Origin of the sequence: Litoreibacter albidus, assembly GCF_900107015.1 — a bacterium.
GTDB lineage: Bacteria > Pseudomonadota > Alphaproteobacteria > Rhodobacterales > Rhodobacteraceae > Litoreibacter > Litoreibacter albidus.
The window spans coordinates 319,201-340,758 of record NZ_FNOI01000001.1 but is presented as its reverse complement, the minus strand read 5'-3'; the positions used below and the strand labels follow the sequence as shown (position 1 = coordinate 340,758).

The window sequence follows — 21,558 nt, the reverse complement described above, 5'->3', positions numbered from 1 at the left end:
GATCCCTCGCGCGAAAAACCGCCAAAGCCCCGCCGTCCTGCGGCGAGGCCTTGGATCATCTGTCCTAGCTACGCGCTTTGCGGATCAGACTCAGGATGTCTTTCGCAGCCTCTGGGATGTTCGTACCCGGACCGAAAATCGCCTTCACCCCCGCGCCGTAAAGAAAGTCGTAATCCTGCTGCGGGATCACGCCGCCACAAATGACCAGAATGTCCCCCGCGCCTGCCGCCTCCAAGGCCTTCACCAGCTTCGGCGCCAAGGTCTTGTGCCCCGCCGCTTGCGAGCTAATTCCGATGACGTGGACGTCGTTGTCCACCGCATCCTGCGCCGCTTCCTCCGGTGTTTGGAACAGGGGCCCCACATCGACGTCAAAGCCGATATCCGCGAAGGCCGTCGCGATGACCTTTGCGCCGCGATCGTGGCCGTCTTGCCCCATCTTCACCACCAGCATGCGCGGGCGGCGGCCTTCTTCTTCGGCAAAGTCCTCGACGTCTTTCTGGATTGCGGCAAAGCCCGCGTCGCCCTCATAGGCGGCGCCGTAGACCCCCGCCAAGGTTTTCACTTCGGCGCGGTGGCGGCCGAATGTTTTCTCCATCGCCATGCTGATTTCTCCAACTGTTGCGCGCGCGCGCGCCGCATCGACCGCAAGTTCCAGCAAGTTGCCTTCACCGGTTTTTGCGCCCTCTTCCAGCGCGGCCAAGGCGCCGTCGCACGCCGCCTGATCGCGACTGGCTTTGATCTTCTCAAGCCGCTCAATCTGGCTAAGCCGCACGGCCACGTTGTCGACATCCAGAATGTCGATCGGATCTTCCTTGTCCAAACGGAACTTGTTGACGCCGACGATTACTTCCTCGCCGCGGTCCACCTGCGCTTGGCGCAATGCCGCCGCTTCTTCAATGCGCAGCTTGGGCATGCCGGACGCCACGGCTTTGGTCATGCCGCCCATCTCCTCGATCTCCTCAATGAGCTTCCACGCTTCATCCGCCAGATCGGCGGTCAGTTTCTCAACGTAATACGACCCCGCCAATGGGTCGACGACCTTGGTTACTTTGGTCTCATTTTGCAAAATCAGCTGCGTGTTGCGTGCGATCCGTGAGGAGAACGCCGTGGGCAAGGCAATCGCCTCGTCGAAGGAATTCGTGTGCAGCGATTGTGTGCCCCCCAGCACCGCCGACATGGCCTCATAGGCCGTGCGCACGATGTTATTGTAGGGGTCTTGTTCCTGCAACGACACGCCCGACGTTTGGCAATGCGTGCGCAACATGGAGGATTGCTCTTTCTTCGGCTCGAACTCTTGCATGATCTTGTGCCACAGGAACCGCGCCGCACGCAGCTTGGCCGCTTCCATGAAGAAATTCATGCCGATGGCAAAGAAGAACGACAAGCGGCCCGCGAAGGCGTCCACGTCCATGCCATTGGCAATCGCCGCGCGCACGTATTCGCGCCCGTCGGCCAGCGTGAATGCCAGTTCCTGCACAAGGTTCGCACCGGCCTCTTGCATGTGGTAGCCGGAAATCGAGATCGAATTGAACTTCGGCATATCCGATGCCGTATAGGCGATGATATCGGAGACGATCCGCATCGACGGCTCCGGCGGGTAGATGTAGGTGTTGCGCACCATGAACTCTTTCAGAATGTCGTTCTGAATGGTCCCCGACAGCACAGACCGGTCATGCCCCTGCTCCTCACCGGCCACGATAAAGGACGCAAGCACAGGGATCACTGCGCCGTTCATCGTCATGGAGACTGACACTTTGTCCAGCGGAATGCCGTCGAACAGGATTTTCATGTCCTCAACGCTGTCGATCGCAACGCCCGCCTTGCCAACGTCCCCCTCCACGCGCGCATGGTCGCTGTCGTAGCCACGGTGCGTCGCCAGATCGAAGGCCACGGAAACCCCCTGCTGCCCTGCGTCCAGTGCCTTTCGGTAGAACGCGTTGGACTCTTCCGCCGTGGAGAACCCCGCGTATTGCCGGATCGTCCAAGGACGCCCCGTGTACATTGTGGAGCGCGGGCCGCGTGTAAAAGGACCTTCGCCGGGCATGCCGCCCATATGCTCCAGCCCTTCGGCGTCCTGCTCGGTGTAAACCGGCTGGATCGCTATACCTTCGGGGCTGTCCCACGTCAGATCGTCCAGTGGGCGGCCGCGTAGCTCTTTTTCAGCGCGCGCTTCCCACGCTTTTTGTCTGTCGGTCATGGTGGCTTCCTTCTGTCATGTCTGCCCCGCCGAATGTCCCTTCGGTCGGGTCTAGGTAGGTCACGCGCGGCCCCGCACTGGCCTTCAGCCAGTCGATGTCCGCACGGTAATCTTCTTGCAGCTTCCACGCCTGCAGGGCGTCAAAGGGCATGTATCGGGTCCGCGAGCCCGCTGTTGAAAGGCGCAGCGCACTATCTAGGTCGCCCCGCTCCGCCGCAATTTGCGCCAGCTCCGCCGCATTGGCGGAGGCGTTCGATTTATACGGCAGCGCCATAGCGCCCAGCATCAACGGGCGCCCGATCAGGGCGGTCAGTATGTCAGCCGGTTTCGCCACCCAGCCTTCAAACGGCCAAACGACCACATCCGCCTGCGGAAACGCGCCCAAAATATCCGTGACCACATCGCGCCATCGGCGTGGCTGCGTGACCATACGGTCTAAATCCGCGACCACTGGCAAAGCTGCCCCCGCCTTCACACGAAACGCCAACTGTGATGCCCAGTGCAAATCATAGGCGCGCACGGCCAATCCTACGCGCATTCGCCGCCCTGCAAACGCAGGCGCGATCCGCGCCAGCCGTGCGGCAAGCTGGCCATAAAGGCGCACAGAATCGATATTCTGCGCCATCGTCCCGATCAGGTTTTCCTCACTCATGACCAGTTGCGCGGTGTCTTCATGCTCCAGCCGCGCGAATTCCATCCGCAACCGTCCGCAAGACCGCCGCCCTAGCTGCGTGTCATCCGCGTTCAGATGCTGCGGGTTCTTCACCAACCCCGCCAATAAACCCCCGCGCGTACGCTCCGGCCCCCAGTAAGCAACACCCGCGCGCTCCAACGCGGGGCGCTGGTTGTTCATGAAAAGCTGAAGGCCGGTTGTGCCGGTCCGGTGCGCCCCAAGATGCAGGCAAATATCCACAACAATCGCCCCCGATATGCCCATCGCCCGATGCGACCGGCTGGAGCTTTCCTTGTCCGCCCAAAGGCTGACCATCATCTTAACGCGCGGGCTTGGCGCATTTGTGCACGCCTTCCCCATTCCATTCCCGTGAATGCCCCCTATATTGGGTACAAAGGGAGCTTCAATGAAACACGCTATCTTATTTGTTTTATCAGCATTTTTCGTGGGCCAAGCAGGTGCCGCAGGGTTGCCTGACGGGGCGCTTGAAGACCCCAGCGCAATCGGCCCATACGAAGCAGTTGAGGCGAATTTGAGCGACTTTCTATGGCTGAAGCGCCCCGTCGTCGTCTTCGCGGACACCCCCGCAGACCCGCGTTTCAAACGCCAGATAGAGCTGTTGGAGACACGACCGCAGGCCTTGATTGACCGCGATGTGGTTATTTTGGTCGACACGGACCGCCAAAACCCGTCCGACATACGCCTGAAATTGCGCCCGCGCGGGTTCATGATGGTGCTGATCGGCAAGGACGGCGAGGTGGAGCTGCGCAAACCCTCCCCATGGGATGTGCGCGAAATCACCCGTGCCATCGACAAAATGCCCATGCGCTTGCAAGAGTTGAAGGAACAACGTGCGGCACAACTGCCCATTTTTGACGATTGAGCCCTTGCTTCATTGCGCATTAACGCAATCGCACCTATATTAAACATAGGAAAGGCATCATGCCCGACCGACAACCCCAGAGGTGAGTGATATGTCCAAGACGCCAAAATCTCCTCCCCCTATGACTGGTCAGACAGGGCCACGCCCCGGCTACTAGGTTTCACAGTGCGCCCCGTGCTGACGCGAAGCGCGCGCAGGGCCACTTCTCCACGTGCCAGTGCTTCCTGCTTTAGTGCGATGTAATCGGTGTACATGCCGATCCGCTGAATTTGGTCCATTTCCCGGAACAGGTCGGACCGCAGGTCGTCGATAATCGCGTCCACCGCAAACACCTGATTGTAATAGCCCACAACCGGCTGGATCACCGGCTCCGGCAACACGTGTATCTCCGCAATCAACGCCGAAAAAATCGTGTCATTCCGCTCACTCGGCACCACAGGAATGTAGGACATATCGTCCTCCATCGCGGTCACAATGCGGCTCCAAGAGGCTGCCAAGTCAAACTGCTTTAGCGTCACGATATAGTGGTCGATCTCCGCGATCAGCGCGGTCTGCACATCCTGCATCCGCTCCAACCGCCGCCGCCGTTCCCGTTTGCGGTTTTGATAACCGTTGAACACCCACCCCACCGCCACGAATACGCCAGCGACAACCGCTTGCTGTACCCGTGGGTCGATGATGTCGGTGAGGATGGCCATAACCGGTTATTCAAACTCCATGATGATATCATCCACGGCGAGATTGTCACCTGCTGCCGCATTGATCTTGGAGACCTTGCCCTTGCGCTCGGCCCGCAAAATATTCTCCATTTTCATCGCCTCAACAGTGCAGAGCGCTTGGCCGTCCTCGACTTCATCCCCGACTTCGACGTCGACTTTGACGATCAGGCCAGGCATCGGGCAAAGCAGCAGTTTGGACGTATCCGGTGCCACTTTCTCCAGCATCAACGACGCCAGTTCGGCTTGGCGCGGCGTGCGCACATGGACCTTCAGGTCCGCCCCACGGTGGCGCATACGGAAGCCGCCGGAAATCTTGTCGACCTTCAGCACCAGCTTCTCGCCGTCGACCTTCAGCTTGGCAAGGCTGTCGCCCGGCGTCCAATTCGACGACACGCGATGCTTGGTGCCATCGGCGTGTTTCACCGTCGCGCCCTTTTTGTCAGCCTTGATCGTCACCTCGAAGCGCTCGCCCTGCAGGGTCACGACCCAGTCCTTGCCCACCTTGCGGCGGTGGTTGTCCATCGTGCCGGAAATACGTGCGCGGCGGATTTCCGCGACGCGGTGCATCGCAGCCGCAGAGGACGCGATGCGGGCCAAAGTCTCTTGCGGCAGGTCCACCCCTTGGAAACCTTCGGGGTATTCCTCCTCAATGAATGCCGTGGTGATGTTGCCCGATACAAACTTCGGGTGGTCCATCACAGCCGCGCAGAATGGCAGGTTGTGGCCGATGCCCTCCACCTCAAAGCTGTCCAACGCCACGCGCATATGCTCAATCGCCTCCGCGCGGGTCGGCCCCCAAGAGCATAGCTTGGCGATCATCGGATCATAGAACATGGAAATCTCGCCGCCCTCATACACGCCCGTGTCATTGCGCACGGCGCGCGTGTCGTTGGCTTTCTCCGCAGGCGGGCGGTAGCGGGTCAAACGACCGATCGACGGCAGGAAGCCGCGATACGGGTCCTCGGCGTAAAGGCGCGATTCCATCGCCCAGCCGTTCAGCTTGATATCTTTTTGCGCCAGCTTTAGCTTCTCGCCGTATGCCACGCGGATCATTTGCTCCACCAGATCAACGCCGGTGATCAGCTCGGTCACGGGGTGTTCCACCTGCAAGCGGGTGTTCATCTCTAGGAAGTAGAAGTTCCGGTCCCCGTCGACGATGAATTCCACCGTACCGGCGGACGTGTAGCCCACCGCTTGCGCCAAGGCGCAAGACTGCTCGCCCATCGCTTTGCGGGTGGCCTCATCCAAAAACGGAGACGGGGCCTCTTCGATCACCTTTTGCTGGCGACGCTGGATGGAGCATTCACGCTCCCCCAGATAGATGCAGTTGCCGTGCGCGTCGGCCAGCACCTGAATTTCGATGTGGCGCGGCTGGGTGACAAACTTCTCAATGAAAATACGGTCATCGCCAAAGCTGTTCGCAGCCTCGTTCTTGGAGGATTGGAACCCCTCGCGGGCCTCGTCATCGTTCCACGCAATCCGCATGCCTTTGCCACCACCACCTGCGGAGGCCTTGATCATCACCGGATAGCCGATTTCCTTGGAGATTTTCACCGCTTCTTCGGCGTCCTCGATCAGCCCCATATGGCCCGGCACGGTAGAGACTTCGGCCTCTTGGGCGATTTTCTTGGAGGTGATCTTGTCCCCCATCTTCTCAATCGCGCCCTTAGGTGGCCCGATGAAGGCCACGCCAGCGGCTTCAAGGGCCTCAGCGAACTTGGCGTTCTCCGACAGGAACCCGTAGCCCGGATGCACGGCTTCCGCGCCGGTTTCCTTGATCGCGGCCATAACCTTATCAATCACGATATAGGATTGGTTGGCAGGGGATGGCCCGATGTGCACCGCCTCATCGGCCATCTGCACATGCATCGCTTGCGCGTCGGCATCCGAATAAATCGCCACCGTTTTGATGCCCATCTTGCGGGCGGTCTTGATGACACGGCAGGCGATCTCGCCGCGATTGGCGATCAGGATTTTCTTGAACATTAGGTCAGGTCCCCTCTTGCCCAGCCAATTGGCTGGGGGTCTTGCATCAAAAAAGGCCGGGGCACGCTGCGGCGCACCCCGACCCTGTTGGTCTGGTTATGTCGTGTGGTGTTAGCGGCGGCAGACGCCTGCGTCGTCGCAGAACACGCCAGCAGCGCCGCCGATGACTGCGCCGGTAAGCGCGTCGCCGCCCGTGGCTTTAGAGATGGCTGCGCCAGCGCCCGCGCCGACAAGGCCGCGCTCTGCGTCTGTGTCGCAGGCCGACAGGGTGAAAGCTGCGGCAATGAATGATGTGGTGATGAGTGTCTTACGCATGGGGGTTCTCCTTGATTGTCCTTGGAGACCCAACACCGGAACCGGTGGTTTGGTTGCGAAAAAATGTAGATGTCGCGGATCGGGCGGAAACCTGCCCGCCAGCTGGGGGGGACGTCGGCGCAATACTGCCCGCGCACCTTAGATGCAAAAAAAAGAGGTCTGCCCGCATGAGCAGACCTCTTTAGAGGGGAAGGGTAACGGTCTTCTAGTTGCGCGCCCATTGCTGTGCGTAAGCAATTAGTTTGCCCACCCACGATGGGACGCAGGCTGCCATGTGAAAACACCAAAGTTTCCCTTGCGTCAATCTGAGCGGCTTCCCGCTTAGATGCACCGTATGACAGCGTAAACCCGCCCATTACTCGATGAATTCCTCAGCAAACGCGTTGGGGAAGTTCGCCTGTACGCGGCGGATATCTATCCGCAGTAGCGCCTCATAGCTGGCGGGGTCAAACGGATCCTCTGCGGGGATGACCTCGCGCCCGAACACCCAGTTCAGACGCCCTGCATCAAGATTGCCGCGCTCGAACGGTTCTTCGCCGAAATGCTGGACCAAGGCCCAGATGAACCCCGCGTCCGCGCGTCGGTCCGCCGGACGCCGGTCCGCGTAACGCTCGCGGGCGGTCAGGGGCGTTGCCCCACCCTTGTTGTCGCGGCGAATAGTGAATTGAAAGTCGCTTCCCGGTAGGCGCGATGGAAAGCCCTTATGCTTTAGCATGGTGATACCTTTGAACATGTCCCGCGACACCAAGCCGGTCCCATACGCGCAGGCGAACGGGTCGCGCAGGCGCGGATCAAGGCTAGGATGTCACTGACAGGGATTAGAGTGGCCGCATGCGCAAGCAGCGCCGTCGGGCCGATGGAGTTTTGCGGGGCGATGCGTAATGCCCGCCCCGCAAAGGTAGTCTTAGTACTTGCTGTATGTTGTTTCAGCTTCAACTGGCTGAACAATAACAACTTCTTCTTCTTGCTGGCTGCCGCATGCTGCGACGATTGCGACGAAGCTGAACGCTGCGAGTGCTTTGATGCTCTTGGACATCTGAGTCTCCTGTTTTGATCTGGCGAATCGTTAGTAGGGCTAATCCCCACTCCTTCATCGCACACATTAGGGGTCACAGAAATGTAACCTAGACGCAAGGTAGCGGTTGTATTGGGAAAAAAATATATCCCGGATGCACGGATTGCGCGAAGTGTTGCTAAAGCACCATCAATTCGAAAATCGGTATTTTTTCGCTTAACCAATTGGTTTTTCATCACAATCCACCCCAGACGCAGGTGCCATCGATGATGGTGAACACATCAAAGTATTGCACAACATTCGGCACTGAATCGCCGAACGGAACAGCGGCGGATGAAACAGACACAACCACCTCGTGGGCATTGGGTGCAAAGTTCGCAACGATTCTAAGGCCTTCCCCCTCACACAGGGCTAAAAAATCCGGCTCAATCGCCTCAAAACCATAGCGTGTTTGGTCCGCAAGTTCCGCCGCCACCAGTCGCAGGCGGACGGTTTTTCGCACAGCTTCATCTGCGTCGGCAGGCTCGAACAAAACCTCACTCGGCAGGTATTTCACCGCTGACACGGCGCGCAGCGCGGCTTGCTCGGCCAAGGCCGGCCCCGTCACAGCGATCCCTAATGCCAACGCGCACACTCTCATGCAGGGCGCCTCGCGATACAGTCGATTTCTACCAACGCCCCTACCGCCAGTGCGGTCACGCCCACCGTGGTGCGCGCTGGTAGCCTGTCGGCGGGAAAGAAGCTTTTGTAGGTGTCGTTGAACACCGCGTAGTCGCGCTCAAACTCCGTCAGAAAGCAGCGGCATTGCACAACATCGCCAAGCCCCAGCCCGATGCCTTTCAGCACTGTCTCAAGGTTCGCCATAACCTGCCGCGTCTGCGCCTCAATGCCCTCGTCCAGCGGGTCCGTCGTCGCCCCGCCCGGCTTGGTCGGCATCTGCCCCGTCAGGATCACCCAGCCATCAGATTCAACCGCATGAGAAAACGGTGCCACATGGGTCGGCGCGTTGGATATGTTGTGGAACTCGGTCATACCAACCTCACAGCGGGATATTGTCGTGCTTCTTCCACGGGTTCGTCAGCGACTTGCCCCGCAGTGACGCGAAGGCCCGCGCCACACGTTTGCGCGTCGAATGGGGCATGATGACCTCGTCAATGAAACCCTTCTCTGCGGCCACAAACGGGTTGGCAAAGCGGTCCTCATAATCGGCCGTGCGCTCCGCGATTTTCTCTGCGTCGCCCAACTCGGACCGGTACAGGATTTCAACCGCCCCCTTGGCCCCCATCACCGCGATCTCGGCGGTGGGCCATGCATAGTTGAAGTCCCCGCGCAGGTGCTTGGACGCCATCACGTCATACGCCCCGCCGTAGGCTTTGCGCGTAATCACGGTGACTTTCGGCACCGTGGCTTCGCCGTAGGCAAACAGCAGTTTCGCGCCGTGCTTGATCACGCCGCCGTACTCTTGGCTGGTCCCCGGCAAGAATCCCGGCACGTCCACAAGCGTCAGGATCGGGATTTCGAACGCATCGCAGAACCGCACAAACCGCGCCGCCTTGCGGGAGCTGTCGATATCCAAGCAGCCCGCCAGCACCATCGGCTGGTTTGCCACCACGCCGACCGACTGCCCTTCAAGGCGGATGAAGCCCGTCAGGATGTTCTTAGCGAAGTCTTCTTGGATCTCGAAAAAGTCGCCTTCGTCCGCCAGCTTGGTGATCAGCTCTTTCATGTCGTAGGGCGTGTTCGCGTTGGACGGCACCAAGGTATCAAGGCTGTCTTCCAACCGCGCAGGGTCATCGAAGAACGGACGCACGGGCGCTTTCTGCTTATTGTTCAGCGGCAGGAAATCAACCAAGCGGCGCACCTCGGCCAAGGCCTCCACGTCGTTCTCGAACGCGCCATCCGCGACAGAGGACTTCTTGGTATGCGTGCTCGCCCCGCCCAACTCCTCCGCCGTGACGACCTCGTTGGTGACGGTTTTCACCACGTCGGGGCCGGTGACGAACATGTAGGACGAATCTTTCACCATGAAGATGAAGTCCGTGATCGCAGGCGAATACACCGCGCCACCCGCGCATGGCCCCATGATCAGGCTGATTTGCGGCACCACGCCCGACGCCATAATGTTGCGCTGGAACACCTCCGCGTATCCGGCCAAGGACGCCACGCCCTCTTGAATGCGCGCGCCGCCAGAGTCGTTGATGCCGATGATCGGCGCGCCGTTCTGCACCGCCATATCCTGGATCTTGCAGATCTTCTGCGCGTGGGTCTCGGAAAGGGAGCCGCCAAACACCGTAAAGTCTTGGGAAAACACGTAAACAAGGCGGCCGTTGATGGTGCCCCACCCCGTTACAACGCCGTCGCCCGCAGGGCGGTCCTTCTCCATGCCGAACTCTACGCAGCGGTGGGCCACGAACATGTCGAATTCCTCAAAGCTGTCTTCGTCCAGCAGCAGCTCGATACGCTCCCGCGCCGTCAGCTTGCCCTTGGCGTGCTGTGCTGCGATGCGCCGCGCGCCGCCACCCTCACGGGCAGCCTCGCGGCGGTCTTCCAATTCGCTGAGGATATCTTTCATGGCGCGGGCCTCCCTTTAAATCACCTGAAACCTACACAAACGCCGCGTCGCGGCAAAGGATCAAACGGCAAATTTGCAAATATAGCAAAGCGAGTGGCCAGAATATTGCAAATATGCAAATAACTAAACTAACGGGTTCACCTTCCAAATCGCCCGCCCTATCGTCCGCCGCATGAGCTATTCAACTGCGCGCCTATTTGATCGCGCCACACCGCCACACATCGTAACTCTCGTGCTCCTCGCTGGGGTTTCTGCGCTGAACATGTCGATCTTCCTGCCGTCGCTTCCCGCGATGACAGAGGAGTTCCAGACGGAATACGGCATTATGCAGCTGTCCATTTCGCTCTATCTGGCGTTCACAGCGGTGCTGCAAATCCTGATCGGCCCCCTGTCCGACCGCTATGGCCGCCGCCCCGTCGTGATTGGCGCCTTGGCGATCTTCGCCCTCGCGTCCTTGGGCTGCTACCTGTCCCCCACAATCGAGATATTCCTAACATTTCGCCTGATTGCTGCCGCCGTCGCGGTAGGCATGGTGATGTCACGCGCCATCGTGCGCGACGTGGTCCCCATGGAGGAAGCCGCCTCCACCATCGGCTATGTGACCATGGGCATGTCACTGGTCCCAATGTTCGCGCCAACCATCGGCGGCTTCATAGACGAGCTTTTCGGCTGGCGCGCGATTTTTCTGTTCACCTTCCTCTTCGGCGCGGCAATGGCGGTGCTGTGCTGGCTCGATCAGGGTGAGACAAACAAGGCCAAATCGGTCAACTTCATGGCCCAGATCAGGGATTACCCAGAGCTGTTCACCTCCCCGCGTTTCTGGGGCTACGCCCTGTCTGCCGCCTTCGCGTCCGGCGCGTTTTTCGCCTTCCTCGGTGGCTCCCCCTATGTTGCCTCCGTCGTTTACGACCTGCCACCAACCACCACGCGCTACCTGTTCGGGGTGCCTGCGCTTGGCTATTTCGCGGGCAATTTGTTCTCGGGGCGTTACTCCATCTCCATCGGTGTCAACCGGATGATCCTGATCGGCTGCGTGCTGCTGGTCATCGGCATGGCCGCTTCATTGCTGGTCACCGCAGCGGGCTACGGCTCGGCGCTCACGTTCTTCGGGTTCTGCACGTTTGTGGGTCTTGGCAACGGCTTGGTGCTGCCCAACGCCACCGCCGGCCTTCTCTCGGTGCGCCCGCATCTGGCGGGCACCGCGTCCGGCGTGGGCGGGGCTATCATGATTGGCGGCGGCGCGGCATTGGCCGCGCTTTCCGGCTCCCTGCTGGAGGGCGGCAACGGCAGCTTCCCGCTGCAATGGGTCATGTTGCTAAGCGCCGTGGCGAGCCTCGTTTCCATCTTCATCGTGCTTCACCGCGAGAAAGCAATCCGTCCCAACGCTTGAGCAGATGCTTTGCAAAGGCTATGACCCCACATAGCAAAACTGCAAAGGTGCGCCCGATATGGCCCCACGGAAACTCTACGCTGGCACCAAGCTGCGCGAATTACGCACCCGCATGGGGCTGACGCAAAAGGCGTTCGCCACCAAACTGGGCGTCTCGCTGCCCTATCTCAACCAGATGGAAAACAATAACCGTCCGGTGTCCACGTCGGTGGTTTTGGCCATGGCCAGCGAATTCGGCTTCGACGTGACAGAGCTGTCCACCGGCGACGCGGAGCGCATGGTCACCGATATGTCCGAAGCCCTGTCGGACCCGATATTTGCAGAAATAGCGCCCCCGCTCGCTGATCTACGCCTTGCGGCGTCGAACGCACCGGCCTTGTCGCGCGCCTTTATAGAGCTGCACCGCGCCTACCGCCAAACCCATGAGCGCCTAGCATCGCTGGACGAAGTGTTAGGCCAGGAGGCCACAAATTTGCAGCCTAGCCCGTGGGAGGAAGTCCGCGACTTCTTTCACTATTGCGATAACTACATCGACGCGGTCGACCGCGCAGCGGAACGCTTCGCAAGCACCCTCAAAGGCGATAGCCTCCGCGCCACCAATCTCAGCTTTGAGCTGGAATTCACTGATAACAAGGCACTTCGCCACTACGACGCTGCGACCAAAACCCTCAGCCTCGCGGCCAGTTCGGCCCCCTCGACACAGCGCTTTCAGCTGCTGCATCAAATTGCACTTGTTGAACAAAATGAGCTTTTGGACGCCACGCTGGACCTCGCCCGCTTTCAAACCGATGCCGCACGCCACATCGCCAAAATCGGGATGGCCAATTACTTCGCAGGCGCGGCCTTGATGCCCTACACCGCCTTCTTGGAGGCCGCGCAATCCACCCGCCACGATCTGGAGCAGTTGGCCGACCGTTTCGGGGCCTCCATCGAGCAGGTCGCGCATCGCCTCTCCACATTGCAACGCCCGGGCGCTAAGGGCATTCCGTTCTTCTTTGTGCGCGTGGATCAGGCAGGCACGATCACCAAGCGCCACTCCGCAACGCGCTTGCAATTCGCCCGCTTCGGCGGCCCCTGCCCCCTGTGGAACGTCCACCGCGCGTTCGAGACACCGGGTCGTTTCCTGCGGCAACTGGCCGAAACCCCTGACGGGGTGCGCTACGTCTCCATCGCGCGTGACGTCTCGAAACCCGGCGGCAGCTTTACCGCGCCCACCCGCCGCTACGCCATCGCGTTGGGCTGCGAGATGACCCACGCACCGGATTTGGTCTACGCCGACGACCTGCTGCCCGCCAGCCCGCAAGCCTATGAACCCATTGGCATATCTTGCCGGATATGCCCACGGCGCGATTGCCACCAACGTTCTGTCCCGCCGTTGGAAAGCAAACTCAGCGTCGACCATGACCGACGCGACACCCTGCCCTACAGGGTCGAATAATGCGGCTTCTTCTGCGCGCGGCCATTCTTTTGACGCTGTTCTTTGGCGGCTATTTCACCTTGGAACGGTTGATCGTCTACCCTCTTGATCCCCGTGCCATCAGCCCGTCCGACGCGCGCATTTCGCAGCACAAGGTGGGCGATATGGTCGTCTGGACCGCCCCACCCAAACGCGGCAAGCCGACGGTGCTGTATATTCACGGCAACGCGGGCCATGTCGCCAAACGCACCGCGCGTTTTCAACGCCTGATAGATCGCGGTTACGGCTTGGTTGCCCCCAGCCTGCGCGGGGGAAACGGCAGCAAGGGCTGGCCGACGGAAGCCAGTATTTCCACCGATATCGCCGCCCTGTACATTGCCCTAACCAGCGGGGCCCTGACCGGAACACCCGTCACGCCAATCCTCTACGGTGAAAGCATCGGGGCCGCCGTCGCGATCAATCTGGCGACCACCACGACCCCGCGCGCCATCGTCCTGGAGGCGCCGTTTACCTCCCTCAAGGACGTGGCCGCACATCTGCATCCGCAGCTGCCCTTGGCCACTGGCCTCATGCTTAGCCGCTGGCCCAGCCTTGCGCGCGCGCCCGACGTGACTGCCCCGCTTTTGATCCTGCACGGCACCAAGGATGATCTGATCCCGCCCAAAATGGGCCGCGCGATCCTCAATGCAGCAGGCTCCAAGCAAAAGGAGCTTTACGCAGTTCAGGGCGCGGGCCATATCAACATGTGGACAGGCGACGCCCAGCGTCGGCTCTATAAATTCCTGCAACAGTTCTGAGGCCGCCTTCATGGATCATCACGCAAAATTTCCTGGCCTGTCGGATCTGAAAGCCCGCGCACGCAAACGCATCCCGCATTTCGTTTGGGAATACCTCGACAGCGCCACCGGCCAAGAGGCCACGTTGCGGCGCAACCGCACCAAGCTGGACGAGGTGCTTTTGCGCCCCTCCATCTTGCACGGCGAATTCACACCCGATCTGTCGACCACCCTGTTGGGCCGCGACTACGCGCTGCCCTTCGGCATCGCCCCCGTCGGCATGTCCGGCCTGATCTGGCCCAACGCTGAAAAGACACTCGCCCGCGAGGCCGCCAAGCTTGGCGTCCCCTACTCCATGTCCACCGTCGCCACGCAAACGCCCGAAGACGTGGCCCCCCATCTGGGGGAGGACGCGTGGTTTCAGATGTATCCGCCGCGCGATCCCGATATCCGCAAGGACATGATGGCACGCGCGAAATCCGCAGGTTTCAACACGCTGATTATGACGGTAGATGTGCCGGTGGCCTCGCGCAGGGAACGCCAGACCCGTGGTGGGCTGACCCAGCCACCACGTCTGACGGGGCGCTTGGCCTTGCAAGCCGCGCTACGCCCTGCATGGCTCAACGGAATTCGCAAAACCGGCATGCCGCGCATGAAACTGATGGACAGCTACGCGCAGCAAACCACCAGCCTGTCCTCAACCGAACACGTCGGCTACCTGCTGCGCACCTCGCCGGATTGGGACTACGTTAAATACCTGCGCGACGAATGGGACGGCCCGTTGATCATCAAAGGTGTCGCAAACGCCGACGACGCGGCGCGCCTGCAAGATGAAGGCGTGGACGCACTTTGGGTGTCCAACCACGCAGGCCGCCAGTTCGACGGCGGCCCCTCCACCGTTGAGGTCTTGCCAGACGTGCGGGCCGCAACGACGCTGCCACTCATCTTCGACAGCGGAATTGAAGGCGGCTTGGACATCCTGCGCGCCATAGCGCTTGGCGCAGATATCGTGATGCTGGGCCGCGCATGGCACTATGCCCTTGGCGCGTTGGGGGACGCAGGCCCCGCGCATCTGGCAGATATGCTGGCCAAGGATATGGTATCCAACATGGGGCAACTCGGAACGCACGGCTTGGGCGACCTAAAAGGCCGCCTTCTTTGATCGCCCACCCCCGCCAAACCCGTTAGCGCTACCAAAAACTGGGTATACCCAGTTGTAACCAGTTTACGACATGCCTCTTTGCCCCTATTCATGCTGCAACTGCACACATAGAGGTTCTTGACCATGGCTGATTTTCAGAAAATCCTCATTGCCAACCGCGGCGAAATTGCGATCCGCGTCATGCGCGCCGCCAACGAGATGGGGAAGAAAACCGTCGCCGTTTACGCCGAGGAAGACAAACTTGGCCTGCACCGCTTCAAAGCCGATGAAGCCTATAAAATCGGCGAGGGCCTTGGCCCCGTCGCCGCCTACCTCAGCATTGAAGAAATCATCCGTGTCGCGAAAATGTCCGGCGCTGACGCCATCCACCCAGGCTACGGGCTGCTCTCCGAGAACCCCGAATTCGTAGACGCCTGCGACGCGGCCGGCATCAAATTCATCGGCCCCAAGGCCGAAACCATGCGCGCCTTGGGCGACAAAGCCTCCGCCCGTCAGGTCGCGGTGGACGCTGGCGTTCCCGTGATCCCCGCGACGGGCGTGTTGGGCGACGACATGGACGCCATCAAGAAAGAAGCCGCAGAAATCGGCTACCCCTTGATGCTCAAAGCCTCTTGGGGCGGCGGCGGTCGCGGGATGCGCGCAATCAACTCCGCAGACGAAGTTGAAGAAAAGGTTCTTGAGGGCCGCCGCGAGGCCGAGGCCGCATTCGGCAATGGCGCAGGCTTCCTGGAGAAGATGATCGTGCGCGCCCGCCACGTCGAGGTTCAAATCCTTGGCGACAGCCACGGGCAAATTTACCACCTGTATGAGCGCGACTGCTCCGTCCAACGCCGCAACCAAAAGGTGGTGGAGCGCGCGCCAGCGCCCTACCTGTCCGGCACACAGCGCGAACAGATTTGCCAATTGGGTAAAAAAGTTTGCGAGCACATCGGCTATGAATGCGCAGGTACCGTCGAATTCCTCATGGATATGGACAGCGGCGAGTTTTACTTCATCGAAGTGAACCCACGCGTGCAGGTGGAGCACACAGTCACCGAGGAAGTCACCGGCATCGACATCGTCCGCGCGCAAATCCTCATCGCCGAGGGTAAGTCCCTTGTGGAGGCCACAGGCTGCGCCTCGCAATACGACGTGAAGCTTGACGGCCACGCGCTGCAATGCCGTGTCACCACGGAAGACCCGCAAAACAACTTCATCCCCGATTATGGCCGCATCACCACCTACCGCTCCGCCACCGGTATGGGCATCCGCCTTGACGGCGGCACGGCCTACGCAGGCGCGGTGATCACCCGCTACTACGACAGCTTGCTGACCAAGGTGACGGCATGGGCGCCCACGCCGGAAGCCTCCATCAACCGTATGGACCGCGCGTTGCGCGAATTCCGCGTGCGCGGCGTGTCCACCAATATCGCCTTTGTCGAGAACCTGCTTAAGCACCCGACGTTTCTAAACTATGAATACCACACCAAATTCATCGACGAGACGCCGGAACTGTTCGACTTCAAAAAGCGCCGTGACCGCGCAACGAAGATCCTGACCTATATCGCGGATATCACCGTCAACGGTCATCCAGAAACCGAAGGCCGCGCCCTTCCCGCCGAGGCCCGCACGCCCAAGGCCCCCGTTCCCCACGGGGAAGCCGCCTACGGCACACGCAATATCCTTGAGGATCACGGCCCGCAGGCCGTCGCCGACTGGATGAGCGACCAAAAGCAGCTGTTGATCACCGACACCACCATGCGTGACGGCCACCAGTCCCTGCTGGCGACGCGTATGCGCTCCATCGACATGATCCGCGTGGCGCCGACCTACGCCTCCAACATGCCGCAGCTGTTTTCTATGGAATGCTGGGGCGGCGCGACTTTCGACGTGGCTTACCGCTTCTTGCAGGAATGCCCGTGGCAGCGCCTGCGCGACCTGCGCGCGGCCATGCCGAACGTGATGACGCAAATGCTACTGCGCGCCTCCAACGGTGTGGGCTACACAAACTACCCCGACAACGTGGTGCAGGAATTCGTGCGCCAAGCCGCCGAAACCGGCGTCGATGTGTTCCGCGTGTTCGACAGCCTGAACTGGGTGGAAAACATGCGCGTCGCGATGGATGCGGTCAACGCGTCGGGCAAGGTCTGCGAAGGCTCCATCTGCTACACTGGCGACATCCTGAACCCAGACCGCGCCAAGTATTCCCTGCAATACTACGTCGACATGGGCAAACAGCTCAAAGACGCGGGCGCACATGTGCTGGGTCTGAAGGACATGGCGGGCCTGCTGAAACCCGCCTCCGCTTCCATCCTCGTCAAGGCGCTGAAGGAAGAGGTCGGCCTGCCGATCCACTTCCACACCCACGACACGGCGGGCGGCGCGATTGCCTCCATCCTTGCGGCCTCGGCGGCGGGCGTTGATGCCGTCGATTGCGCCATGGACGCGCTGTCGGGCAACACCAGCCAAGCGACGCTCGGCTCGGTGGTGGAGGCCTTGGCCCACACCGACCGTGACACCGGCCTCGACATCAAAACCGTGCGCCAAATCTCCGACTACTGGGAAACCGTGCGCGCGCAATACGCTGCCTTTGAAAGCGGCATGCAGGCCCCCGCGTCCGAGGTGTACCTGCACGAAATGCCCGGCGGGCAATTCACCAACCTCAAGGCGCAAGCCCGCTCCGTCGGGTTGGAGGAACGCTGGCACGAGGTCGCGCAGACCTATGCCGACGTGAACCAGATGTTTGGCGATATCGTGAAGGTCACGCCGTCCTCCAAGGTCGTGGGCGACATGGCGCTGATGATGGTGTCCCAAGGCCTGACGCGCGATCAGGTGGAGGACCCGAAGACCGATGTGGCCTTTCCTGACAGCGTGATCGACATGATGCGCGGCAATCTGGGCCAACCTCCGGGCGGCTGGCCGAAGGCGATCCAGAAGAAAATCCTCAAAGGCGAGAAGCCGATGACCCACCGCCCCGGCGAAAAGCTGAAGCCGGTTGATCTGGAAGCCACCCGCGCAGAACTTAGCGAGAAACTGGGCGGCAAGACGGTCGATAACGAGGACCTGAACGGCTATCTGATGTACCCCAAGGTGTTCACCGACTACGCAGAGCGTCACGAAATCTACGGCCCCGTGCGCACCCTGCCCACGCGGACCTTCTTCTACGGCATGGACCCAGGGGAGGAGATCAGCGCGGAGATTGATCCCGGTAAGACGCTGGAAATTCGCATGCAGGCAATCGGGGAAACCGACGACGCGGGCGAAGCCAAAGTGTTCTTCGAGTTGAACGGCGCACCGCGCGTTGTGCGCGTGCCAAACCGCAAGGCCACCTCCGCAACGGCGCGGATGCCGAAGGCGGAAGTGGGCAACCCGAACCACATCGGCGCGCCGATGCCGGGCGTTGTGGCCACCGTGGCGGCGCGCGCGGGCGCAGAGGTCAAGGAAGGCGATCTGTTGCTGACAATCGAGGCCATGAAGATGGAAACGGGCATCCACGCAGAACGCGACGCGGTGATCAAAACCGTCCACGTTGTGCCAGGTGGTCAGATCGACGCCAAGGACCTGCTCATCGAGTTCGAAGACGTCTAAGCCCCGCGCTTGACCCCAGTGTCGCCCGCGATGCGGGCGGCGATATATTTTTGGCCATCTTGCACTAGCGAGGGCTGAAACCGGAAGCTAACCTCCCGCTTGTGGCCCACCTTGGGGTCTCAAGCGGGAACGGCTTAACACCATGAAACTACTCGTTTTAACCGACCCTCATTTGGTCGAATCCGGCGGCGACATTATCGGGCTGGATCCGGCCCGACGTCTGACCGATGTACTTGAGCACGCGTTGGATCATCACCCAGACGCCGCGCATATCGTGATCTTGGGCGATCTGACCCATCACGGTCGCCCCGCGCAGTATGACGTGCTGCGTGATTGCCTCGCAGGGGTGCCGCTTCCCATGTCTCTGCTGCTTGGGAACCACGACGACCGCGCTACGTTTATCGCCGCCTTTCCCGATGCCCCGCGCACCGACGACGGGCACATCCAGCAGGTTGTGACGCTTGGCAACCACCGCCTGATTTGCCTCGATAGTTTTGACGAGGCCGCCGACCCGCCCCATTCCGGCTATCTGTGTGACGCGCGCATGGCGTGGCTGCGCCGCGCGCTGCAGGGCGCGGACGGTGCGCCCGTCATCCTTGCCCTGCATCACCCGCCGTTCAAAACCGGCCTGGACGGGATGGACCACATCCGGCTGCGCAACGACGACGCGCTTCACGCCCTGATCGCGGAATTCCCAAACGTGGTGCAACTGCTCTGCGGCCATGTGCACCGCACCATTTCCGGCGGCGTGCGCGGCACGCCTTACGCCACCTTCAAGGGCACATGCCACCAATCCCCGCTGACCTTGGGCATGGCGGGCAGCGATCATTCCATTGACGAGGCGGGCGGCTGCGGGGTGGTTTTGCTGACCGACGACGGGGTTATCGTGCACAACGACGACCTTGCCCCGCGCGGCGCGGCCACCGTTGACGGACATTCCGCCTGATCTTCAGGATTTGACCACCTACGCCTTGTTGCCCCCGCCCCCCGCACTTAGGTTGCGGGGGAACTTGATAAAAGGATCTCCCATGCGCACTCCGTTTCGCCCCGCCCCTAAAACTCCCCTTCGCGACGTCCATGAGGGTGGCGGCGGCTTGGGCGATCTGCCCGACTGGGATCTGAGCGACCTCTACACCGCGCCCGACGCCAAGGAATACAAGCGCGACATGGACTGGCTGGAGCAAGCCTGCGCCGATTTCGCCGCCGATTTTGAGGGTAACCTGTCCGGTCTGGACGCCAAGGGCCTGCTGGATTGTGTTCTGCGGTATGAAAAGATCGACATGATCTCCGGCCGCATCATGTCCTACGCGGGGCTGCGCTACTACCAAAACACCACCGACGACGAGCGCGCGCAATTTATGGCTAACGCGCAAGACAAGATCACCAATTTCACCACACCGCTGGTGTTCTTCTCACTAGAGATCAACCGCATCCCCGACGAGCAACTTGACGCCCTGTTCGCGCAAGACGCCGATCTGGCCCGTTACCGCCCGATCTTCGACCGCCTGCGCGCCATGCGCCCCTACCAGCTGTCCGACGAGATGGAGAAGTTCCTGCACGACCAATCCACCGTCGGCGCCGCCGCGTGGAACCGTCTGTTTGATGAAACCATTGCGGGCCTCAAGTTCACCGTGGACGGCGAGGAAATGGGCATCGAAGGCACGCTGAACCTGATGACCGACCCCGATCGCGCCAAGCGCGAGGCGGGCGCGCGAGAGCTGTCACGCGTCTTTGGCGAGAACGTCAAACTCTTCTCCCGCGTGCACAACACGCTCGCCAAGGAGAAAGAGATCGAAGACCGCTGGCGCGGCATGCCCACCCCCCAGACCGGTCGCCACCTTGCCAACCATGTGGAACCGGAGGTGGTCGAGGCCCTGCGCAATGCTGTGGTCAACGCCTACCCCAAGCTGTCGCACCGCTACTATGAGCTGAAGCGCAAATGGCTGGGCCTTGACGTGATGCAGGTCTGGGACCGCAACGCGCCCCTGCCCATGGAAGACCCGCGCCTCGTGGGCTGGGACGAGGCGCAAGCCACCGTCATGGAAGCCTACAACGATTTCGCGCCAGAGATGGCCGGCATCGCGGAGCCGTTCTTCAACCGTGGCTGGATCGACGCAGGCGTGAAGCCGGGCAAGGCCCCCGGCGCCTTCGCCCACCCCACCGTCGCGGATGTGCACCCTTATGTGATGCTCAACTACTTGGGCAAACCACGCGATGTGATGACATTGGCGCATGAGCTGGGCCACGGCGTGCACCAGGTTCTGGCCGCTGGACAAGGCGAATTGCTGTCCTCCACCCCGCTGACGCTGGCCGAGACCGCATCGGTCTTCGGCGAGATGCTGACCTTCCGCAAGATGCTGTCCAAAGCCAAAACCCAAGCGGAGCGCAAAGTCCTGCTGGCAGGCAAGGTAGAGGACATGATCAACACCGTCGTGCGCCAGATCGCGTTCTACGACTTTGAATGCAAACTCCACGACGCCCGCGCACAGGGGGAGTTGACCCCCGACGACATCGGCGCGCTGTGGATGTCGGTGCAGGCGGAGAGCCTTGGGCCAGCGTTCGAGTATATGGAAGGCTACGACACCTTCTGGTCCTACGTGCCGCACTTCGTGCACTCGCCGTTCTACGTCTATGCCTACGCCTTCGGCGACGGCTTGGTAAACGCGCTCTACGCGGTGTTCGAGGAAGGCGGCGACGACTTCCAAGACAAATACTTTGATATGCTGAAGGCAGGCGGTTCCAAACACCACAAGGAGCTGCTCGCCCCCTTCGGTCTCGACGCGTCCGACCCGAAATTCTGGGACAAGGGCCTGTCGATGATCTCCGGCATGATCGACGAGCTGGAAGCGATGGAGGAGTAAACCCCTCCGATCAAGTGCCTGCCCC

The 21,558-nt window shown here is 60.9% G+C and carries 18 protein-coding genes; 8 read left to right on the top strand and 10 right to left on the bottom strand.

The window, feature by feature from the left end; genetic code table 11:
* Window positions 1-64: 64 nt before the first annotated feature.
* Complete coding sequence (scpA, locus tag BLW66_RS01735) at window positions 65-2,197, bottom strand: methylmalonyl-CoA mutase (RefSeq protein WP_089944061.1); 2,133 nt, start codon at window positions 2,195-2,197, stop codon at window positions 65-67.
* Entirely contained in the window at window positions 2,160-3,230 is a 1,071-nt protein-coding gene (locus BLW66_RS01730) for a hypothetical protein (protein ID WP_089944058.1), read from the bottom strand. Before BLW66_RS01730 ends, scpA begins: the two co-directional genes overlap by 38 nt.
* 46 nt (window positions 3,231-3,276) lie before the next feature.
* On the opposite strand from BLW66_RS01730, the gene BLW66_RS01725 reads away from it, so the two are divergent.
* Window positions 3,277-3,753 carry a DUF4174 domain-containing protein gene (locus tag BLW66_RS01725; protein WP_089944055.1) on the top strand — a complete coding sequence of 159 codons (477 nt, stop codon included), beginning with the start codon at window positions 3,277-3,279 and terminating at the stop codon, window positions 3,751-3,753.
* 119 nt (window positions 3,754-3,872) lie between these two features.
* Here the strand turns inward: BLW66_RS01725 and BLW66_RS01720 are convergent, their stop codons facing one another.
* From BLW66_RS01720 to BLW66_RS01690, 8 genes are all read right to left on the bottom strand, one after another.
* Window positions 3,873-4,451 carry a hypothetical protein gene (locus BLW66_RS01720; protein WP_089944052.1) on the bottom strand — a complete coding sequence of 193 codons (579 nt, stop codon included), beginning with the start codon at window positions 4,449-4,451 and terminating at the stop codon, window positions 3,873-3,875.
* A gap of 6 nt (window positions 4,452-4,457) precedes the next feature.
* Window positions 4,458-6,458, bottom strand: a complete 2,001-nt coding sequence (locus tag BLW66_RS01715; protein ID WP_089944048.1) for an acetyl-CoA carboxylase biotin carboxylase subunit — start codon at window positions 6,456-6,458, stop codon at window positions 4,458-4,460.
* Window positions 6,459-6,569: 111 nt separating this feature from the next.
* Window positions 6,570-6,773, bottom strand: a complete 204-nt coding sequence (locus tag BLW66_RS01710; protein WP_089944045.1) for a hypothetical protein — start codon at window positions 6,771-6,773, stop codon at window positions 6,570-6,572.
* 355 nt (window positions 6,774-7,128) lie between these two features.
* Entirely contained in the window at window positions 7,129-7,488 is a 360-nt protein-coding gene (locus BLW66_RS01705; RefSeq protein ID WP_089945621.1) for a hypothetical protein, read from the bottom strand.
* Window positions 7,489-7,677: 189 nt separating this feature from the next.
* Window positions 7,678-7,809 (bottom strand): hypothetical protein, encoded by a 132-nt coding sequence (locus BLW66_RS18160; protein WP_280140660.1) that lies wholly within the window; start codon window positions 7,807-7,809, stop codon window positions 7,678-7,680.
* Between the two features lie 214 nt (window positions 7,810-8,023).
* The gene (locus tag BLW66_RS01700; protein WP_139254506.1) at window positions 8,024-8,428 is read right to left on the bottom strand and encodes a DUF6497 family protein; all 405 of its coding nucleotides are present in this window, start codon (window positions 8,426-8,428) and stop codon (window positions 8,024-8,026) included.
* Window positions 8,425-8,820: a RidA family protein gene (locus BLW66_RS01695; protein WP_089944039.1), complete on the bottom strand. Its 396-nt coding sequence runs from the start codon at window positions 8,818-8,820 to the stop codon at window positions 8,425-8,427. Before BLW66_RS01695 ends, BLW66_RS01700 begins: the two co-directional genes overlap by 4 nt.
* Window positions 8,821-8,827: 7 nt before the next feature.
* Window positions 8,828-10,360 carry an acyl-CoA carboxylase subunit beta gene (locus BLW66_RS01690; RefSeq protein WP_089944036.1) on the bottom strand — a complete coding sequence of 511 codons (1,533 nt, stop codon included), beginning with the start codon at window positions 10,358-10,360 and terminating at the stop codon, window positions 8,828-8,830.
* Window positions 10,361-10,532: 172 nt separating this feature from the next.
* Here BLW66_RS01690 and BLW66_RS01685 point away from each other — a divergent pair, with 172 nt between their 5' ends.
* The 7 genes from BLW66_RS01685 to BLW66_RS01655 all read left to right on the top strand — a co-directional run bounded on the left by BLW66_RS01685 (window position 10,533) and on the right by BLW66_RS01655 (window position 21,533).
* Complete coding sequence (locus BLW66_RS01685; RefSeq protein ID WP_089944033.1) at window positions 10,533-11,750, top strand: multidrug effflux MFS transporter; 1,218 nt, start codon at window positions 10,533-10,535, stop codon at window positions 11,748-11,750.
* A gap of 58 nt (window positions 11,751-11,808) precedes the next feature.
* A complete protein-coding gene (locus BLW66_RS01680; RefSeq protein WP_089944030.1) occupies window positions 11,809-13,188 on the top strand; it encodes a helix-turn-helix domain-containing protein in 1,380 nt (459 codons plus the stop codon).
* Window positions 13,188-13,964, top strand: coding sequence for an alpha/beta hydrolase (locus tag BLW66_RS01675; protein WP_089944025.1), 777 nt, complete (start codon window positions 13,188-13,190; stop codon window positions 13,962-13,964). The genes BLW66_RS01680 and BLW66_RS01675 overlap by 1 nt, the downstream gene beginning before the upstream one ends.
* Before the next feature lie 10 nt (window positions 13,965-13,974).
* On the top strand, window positions 13,975-15,105 hold the full coding sequence (locus BLW66_RS01670) for an alpha-hydroxy acid oxidase (protein WP_089944022.1): 1,131 nt from the start codon (window positions 13,975-13,977) through the stop codon (window positions 15,103-15,105).
* 123 nt (window positions 15,106-15,228) lie between these two features.
* Window positions 15,229-18,672, top strand: coding sequence for a pyruvate carboxylase (locus BLW66_RS01665; RefSeq protein WP_089944019.1), 3,444 nt, complete (start codon window positions 15,229-15,231; stop codon window positions 18,670-18,672).
* Between the two features lie 142 nt (window positions 18,673-18,814).
* On the top strand, window positions 18,815-19,618 hold the full coding sequence (locus BLW66_RS01660; RefSeq protein ID WP_089944015.1) for a phosphodiesterase: 804 nt from the start codon (window positions 18,815-18,817) through the stop codon (window positions 19,616-19,618).
* 82 nt (window positions 19,619-19,700) lie between these two features.
* On the top strand, window positions 19,701-21,533 hold the full coding sequence (locus BLW66_RS01655) for a M3 family oligoendopeptidase (protein ID WP_089944011.1): 1,833 nt from the start codon (window positions 19,701-19,703) through the stop codon (window positions 21,531-21,533).
* Window positions 21,534-21,558 lie beyond the last annotated feature (25 nt).

What these genes read in the sequence shown, in the direction of transcription:
- BLW66_RS01705 (WP_089945621.1), bottom strand. Translation starts at nt 7,488, where the DNA reads ATGCTAAAGCATAAGGGCTTTCCATCGCGCCTACCGGGAAGCGACTTT.
- BLW66_RS01715 (WP_089944048.1), bottom strand. Translation starts at nt 6,458, where the DNA reads ATGTTCAAGAAAATCCTGATCGCCAATCGCGGCGAGATCGCCTGCCGT.
- BLW66_RS18160 (WP_280140660.1), bottom strand. Translation starts at nt 7,809, where the DNA reads ATGTCCAAGAGCATCAAAGCACTCGCAGCGTTCAGCTTCGTCGCAATC.
- scpA (WP_089944061.1), bottom strand. Translation starts at nt 2,197, where the DNA reads ATGACCGACAGACAAAAAGCGTGGGAAGCGCGCGCTGAAAAAGAGCTA.
- BLW66_RS01710 (WP_089944045.1), bottom strand. Translation starts at nt 6,773, where the DNA reads ATGCGTAAGACACTCATCACCACATCATTCATTGCCGCAGCTTTCACC.
- BLW66_RS01695 (WP_089944039.1), bottom strand. Translation starts at nt 8,820, where the DNA reads ATGACCGAGTTCCACAACATATCCAACGCGCCGACCCATGTGGCACCG.
- BLW66_RS01685 (WP_089944033.1), top strand. Translation starts at nt 10,533, where the DNA reads ATGAGCTATTCAACTGCGCGCCTATTTGATCGCGCCACACCGCCACAC.
- BLW66_RS01660 (WP_089944015.1), top strand. Translation starts at nt 18,815, where the DNA reads ATGAAACTACTCGTTTTAACCGACCCTCATTTGGTCGAATCCGGCGGC.
- BLW66_RS01655 (WP_089944011.1), top strand. Translation starts at nt 19,701, where the DNA reads ATGCGCACTCCGTTTCGCCCCGCCCCTAAAACTCCCCTTCGCGACGTC.
- BLW66_RS01700 (WP_139254506.1), bottom strand. Translation starts at nt 8,428, where the DNA reads ATGAGAGTGTGCGCGTTGGCATTAGGGATCGCTGTGACGGGGCCGGCC.
- BLW66_RS01720 (WP_089944052.1), bottom strand. Translation starts at nt 4,451, where the DNA reads ATGGCCATCCTCACCGACATCATCGACCCACGGGTACAGCAAGCGGTT.
- BLW66_RS01690 (WP_089944036.1), bottom strand. Translation starts at nt 10,360, where the DNA reads ATGAAAGATATCCTCAGCGAATTGGAAGACCGCCGCGAGGCTGCCCGT.
- BLW66_RS01730 (WP_089944058.1), bottom strand. Translation starts at nt 3,230, where the DNA reads ATGGGGAAGGCGTGCACAAATGCGCCAAGCCCGCGCGTTAAGATGATG.
- BLW66_RS01680 (WP_089944030.1), top strand. Translation starts at nt 11,809, where the DNA reads ATGGCCCCACGGAAACTCTACGCTGGCACCAAGCTGCGCGAATTACGC.
- BLW66_RS01665 (WP_089944019.1), top strand. Translation starts at nt 15,229, where the DNA reads ATGGCTGATTTTCAGAAAATCCTCATTGCCAACCGCGGCGAAATTGCG.
- BLW66_RS01675 (WP_089944025.1), top strand. Translation starts at nt 13,188, where the DNA reads ATGCGGCTTCTTCTGCGCGCGGCCATTCTTTTGACGCTGTTCTTTGGC.
- BLW66_RS01725 (WP_089944055.1), top strand. Translation starts at nt 3,277, where the DNA reads ATGAAACACGCTATCTTATTTGTTTTATCAGCATTTTTCGTGGGCCAA.
- BLW66_RS01670 (WP_089944022.1), top strand. Translation starts at nt 13,975, where the DNA reads ATGGATCATCACGCAAAATTTCCTGGCCTGTCGGATCTGAAAGCCCGC.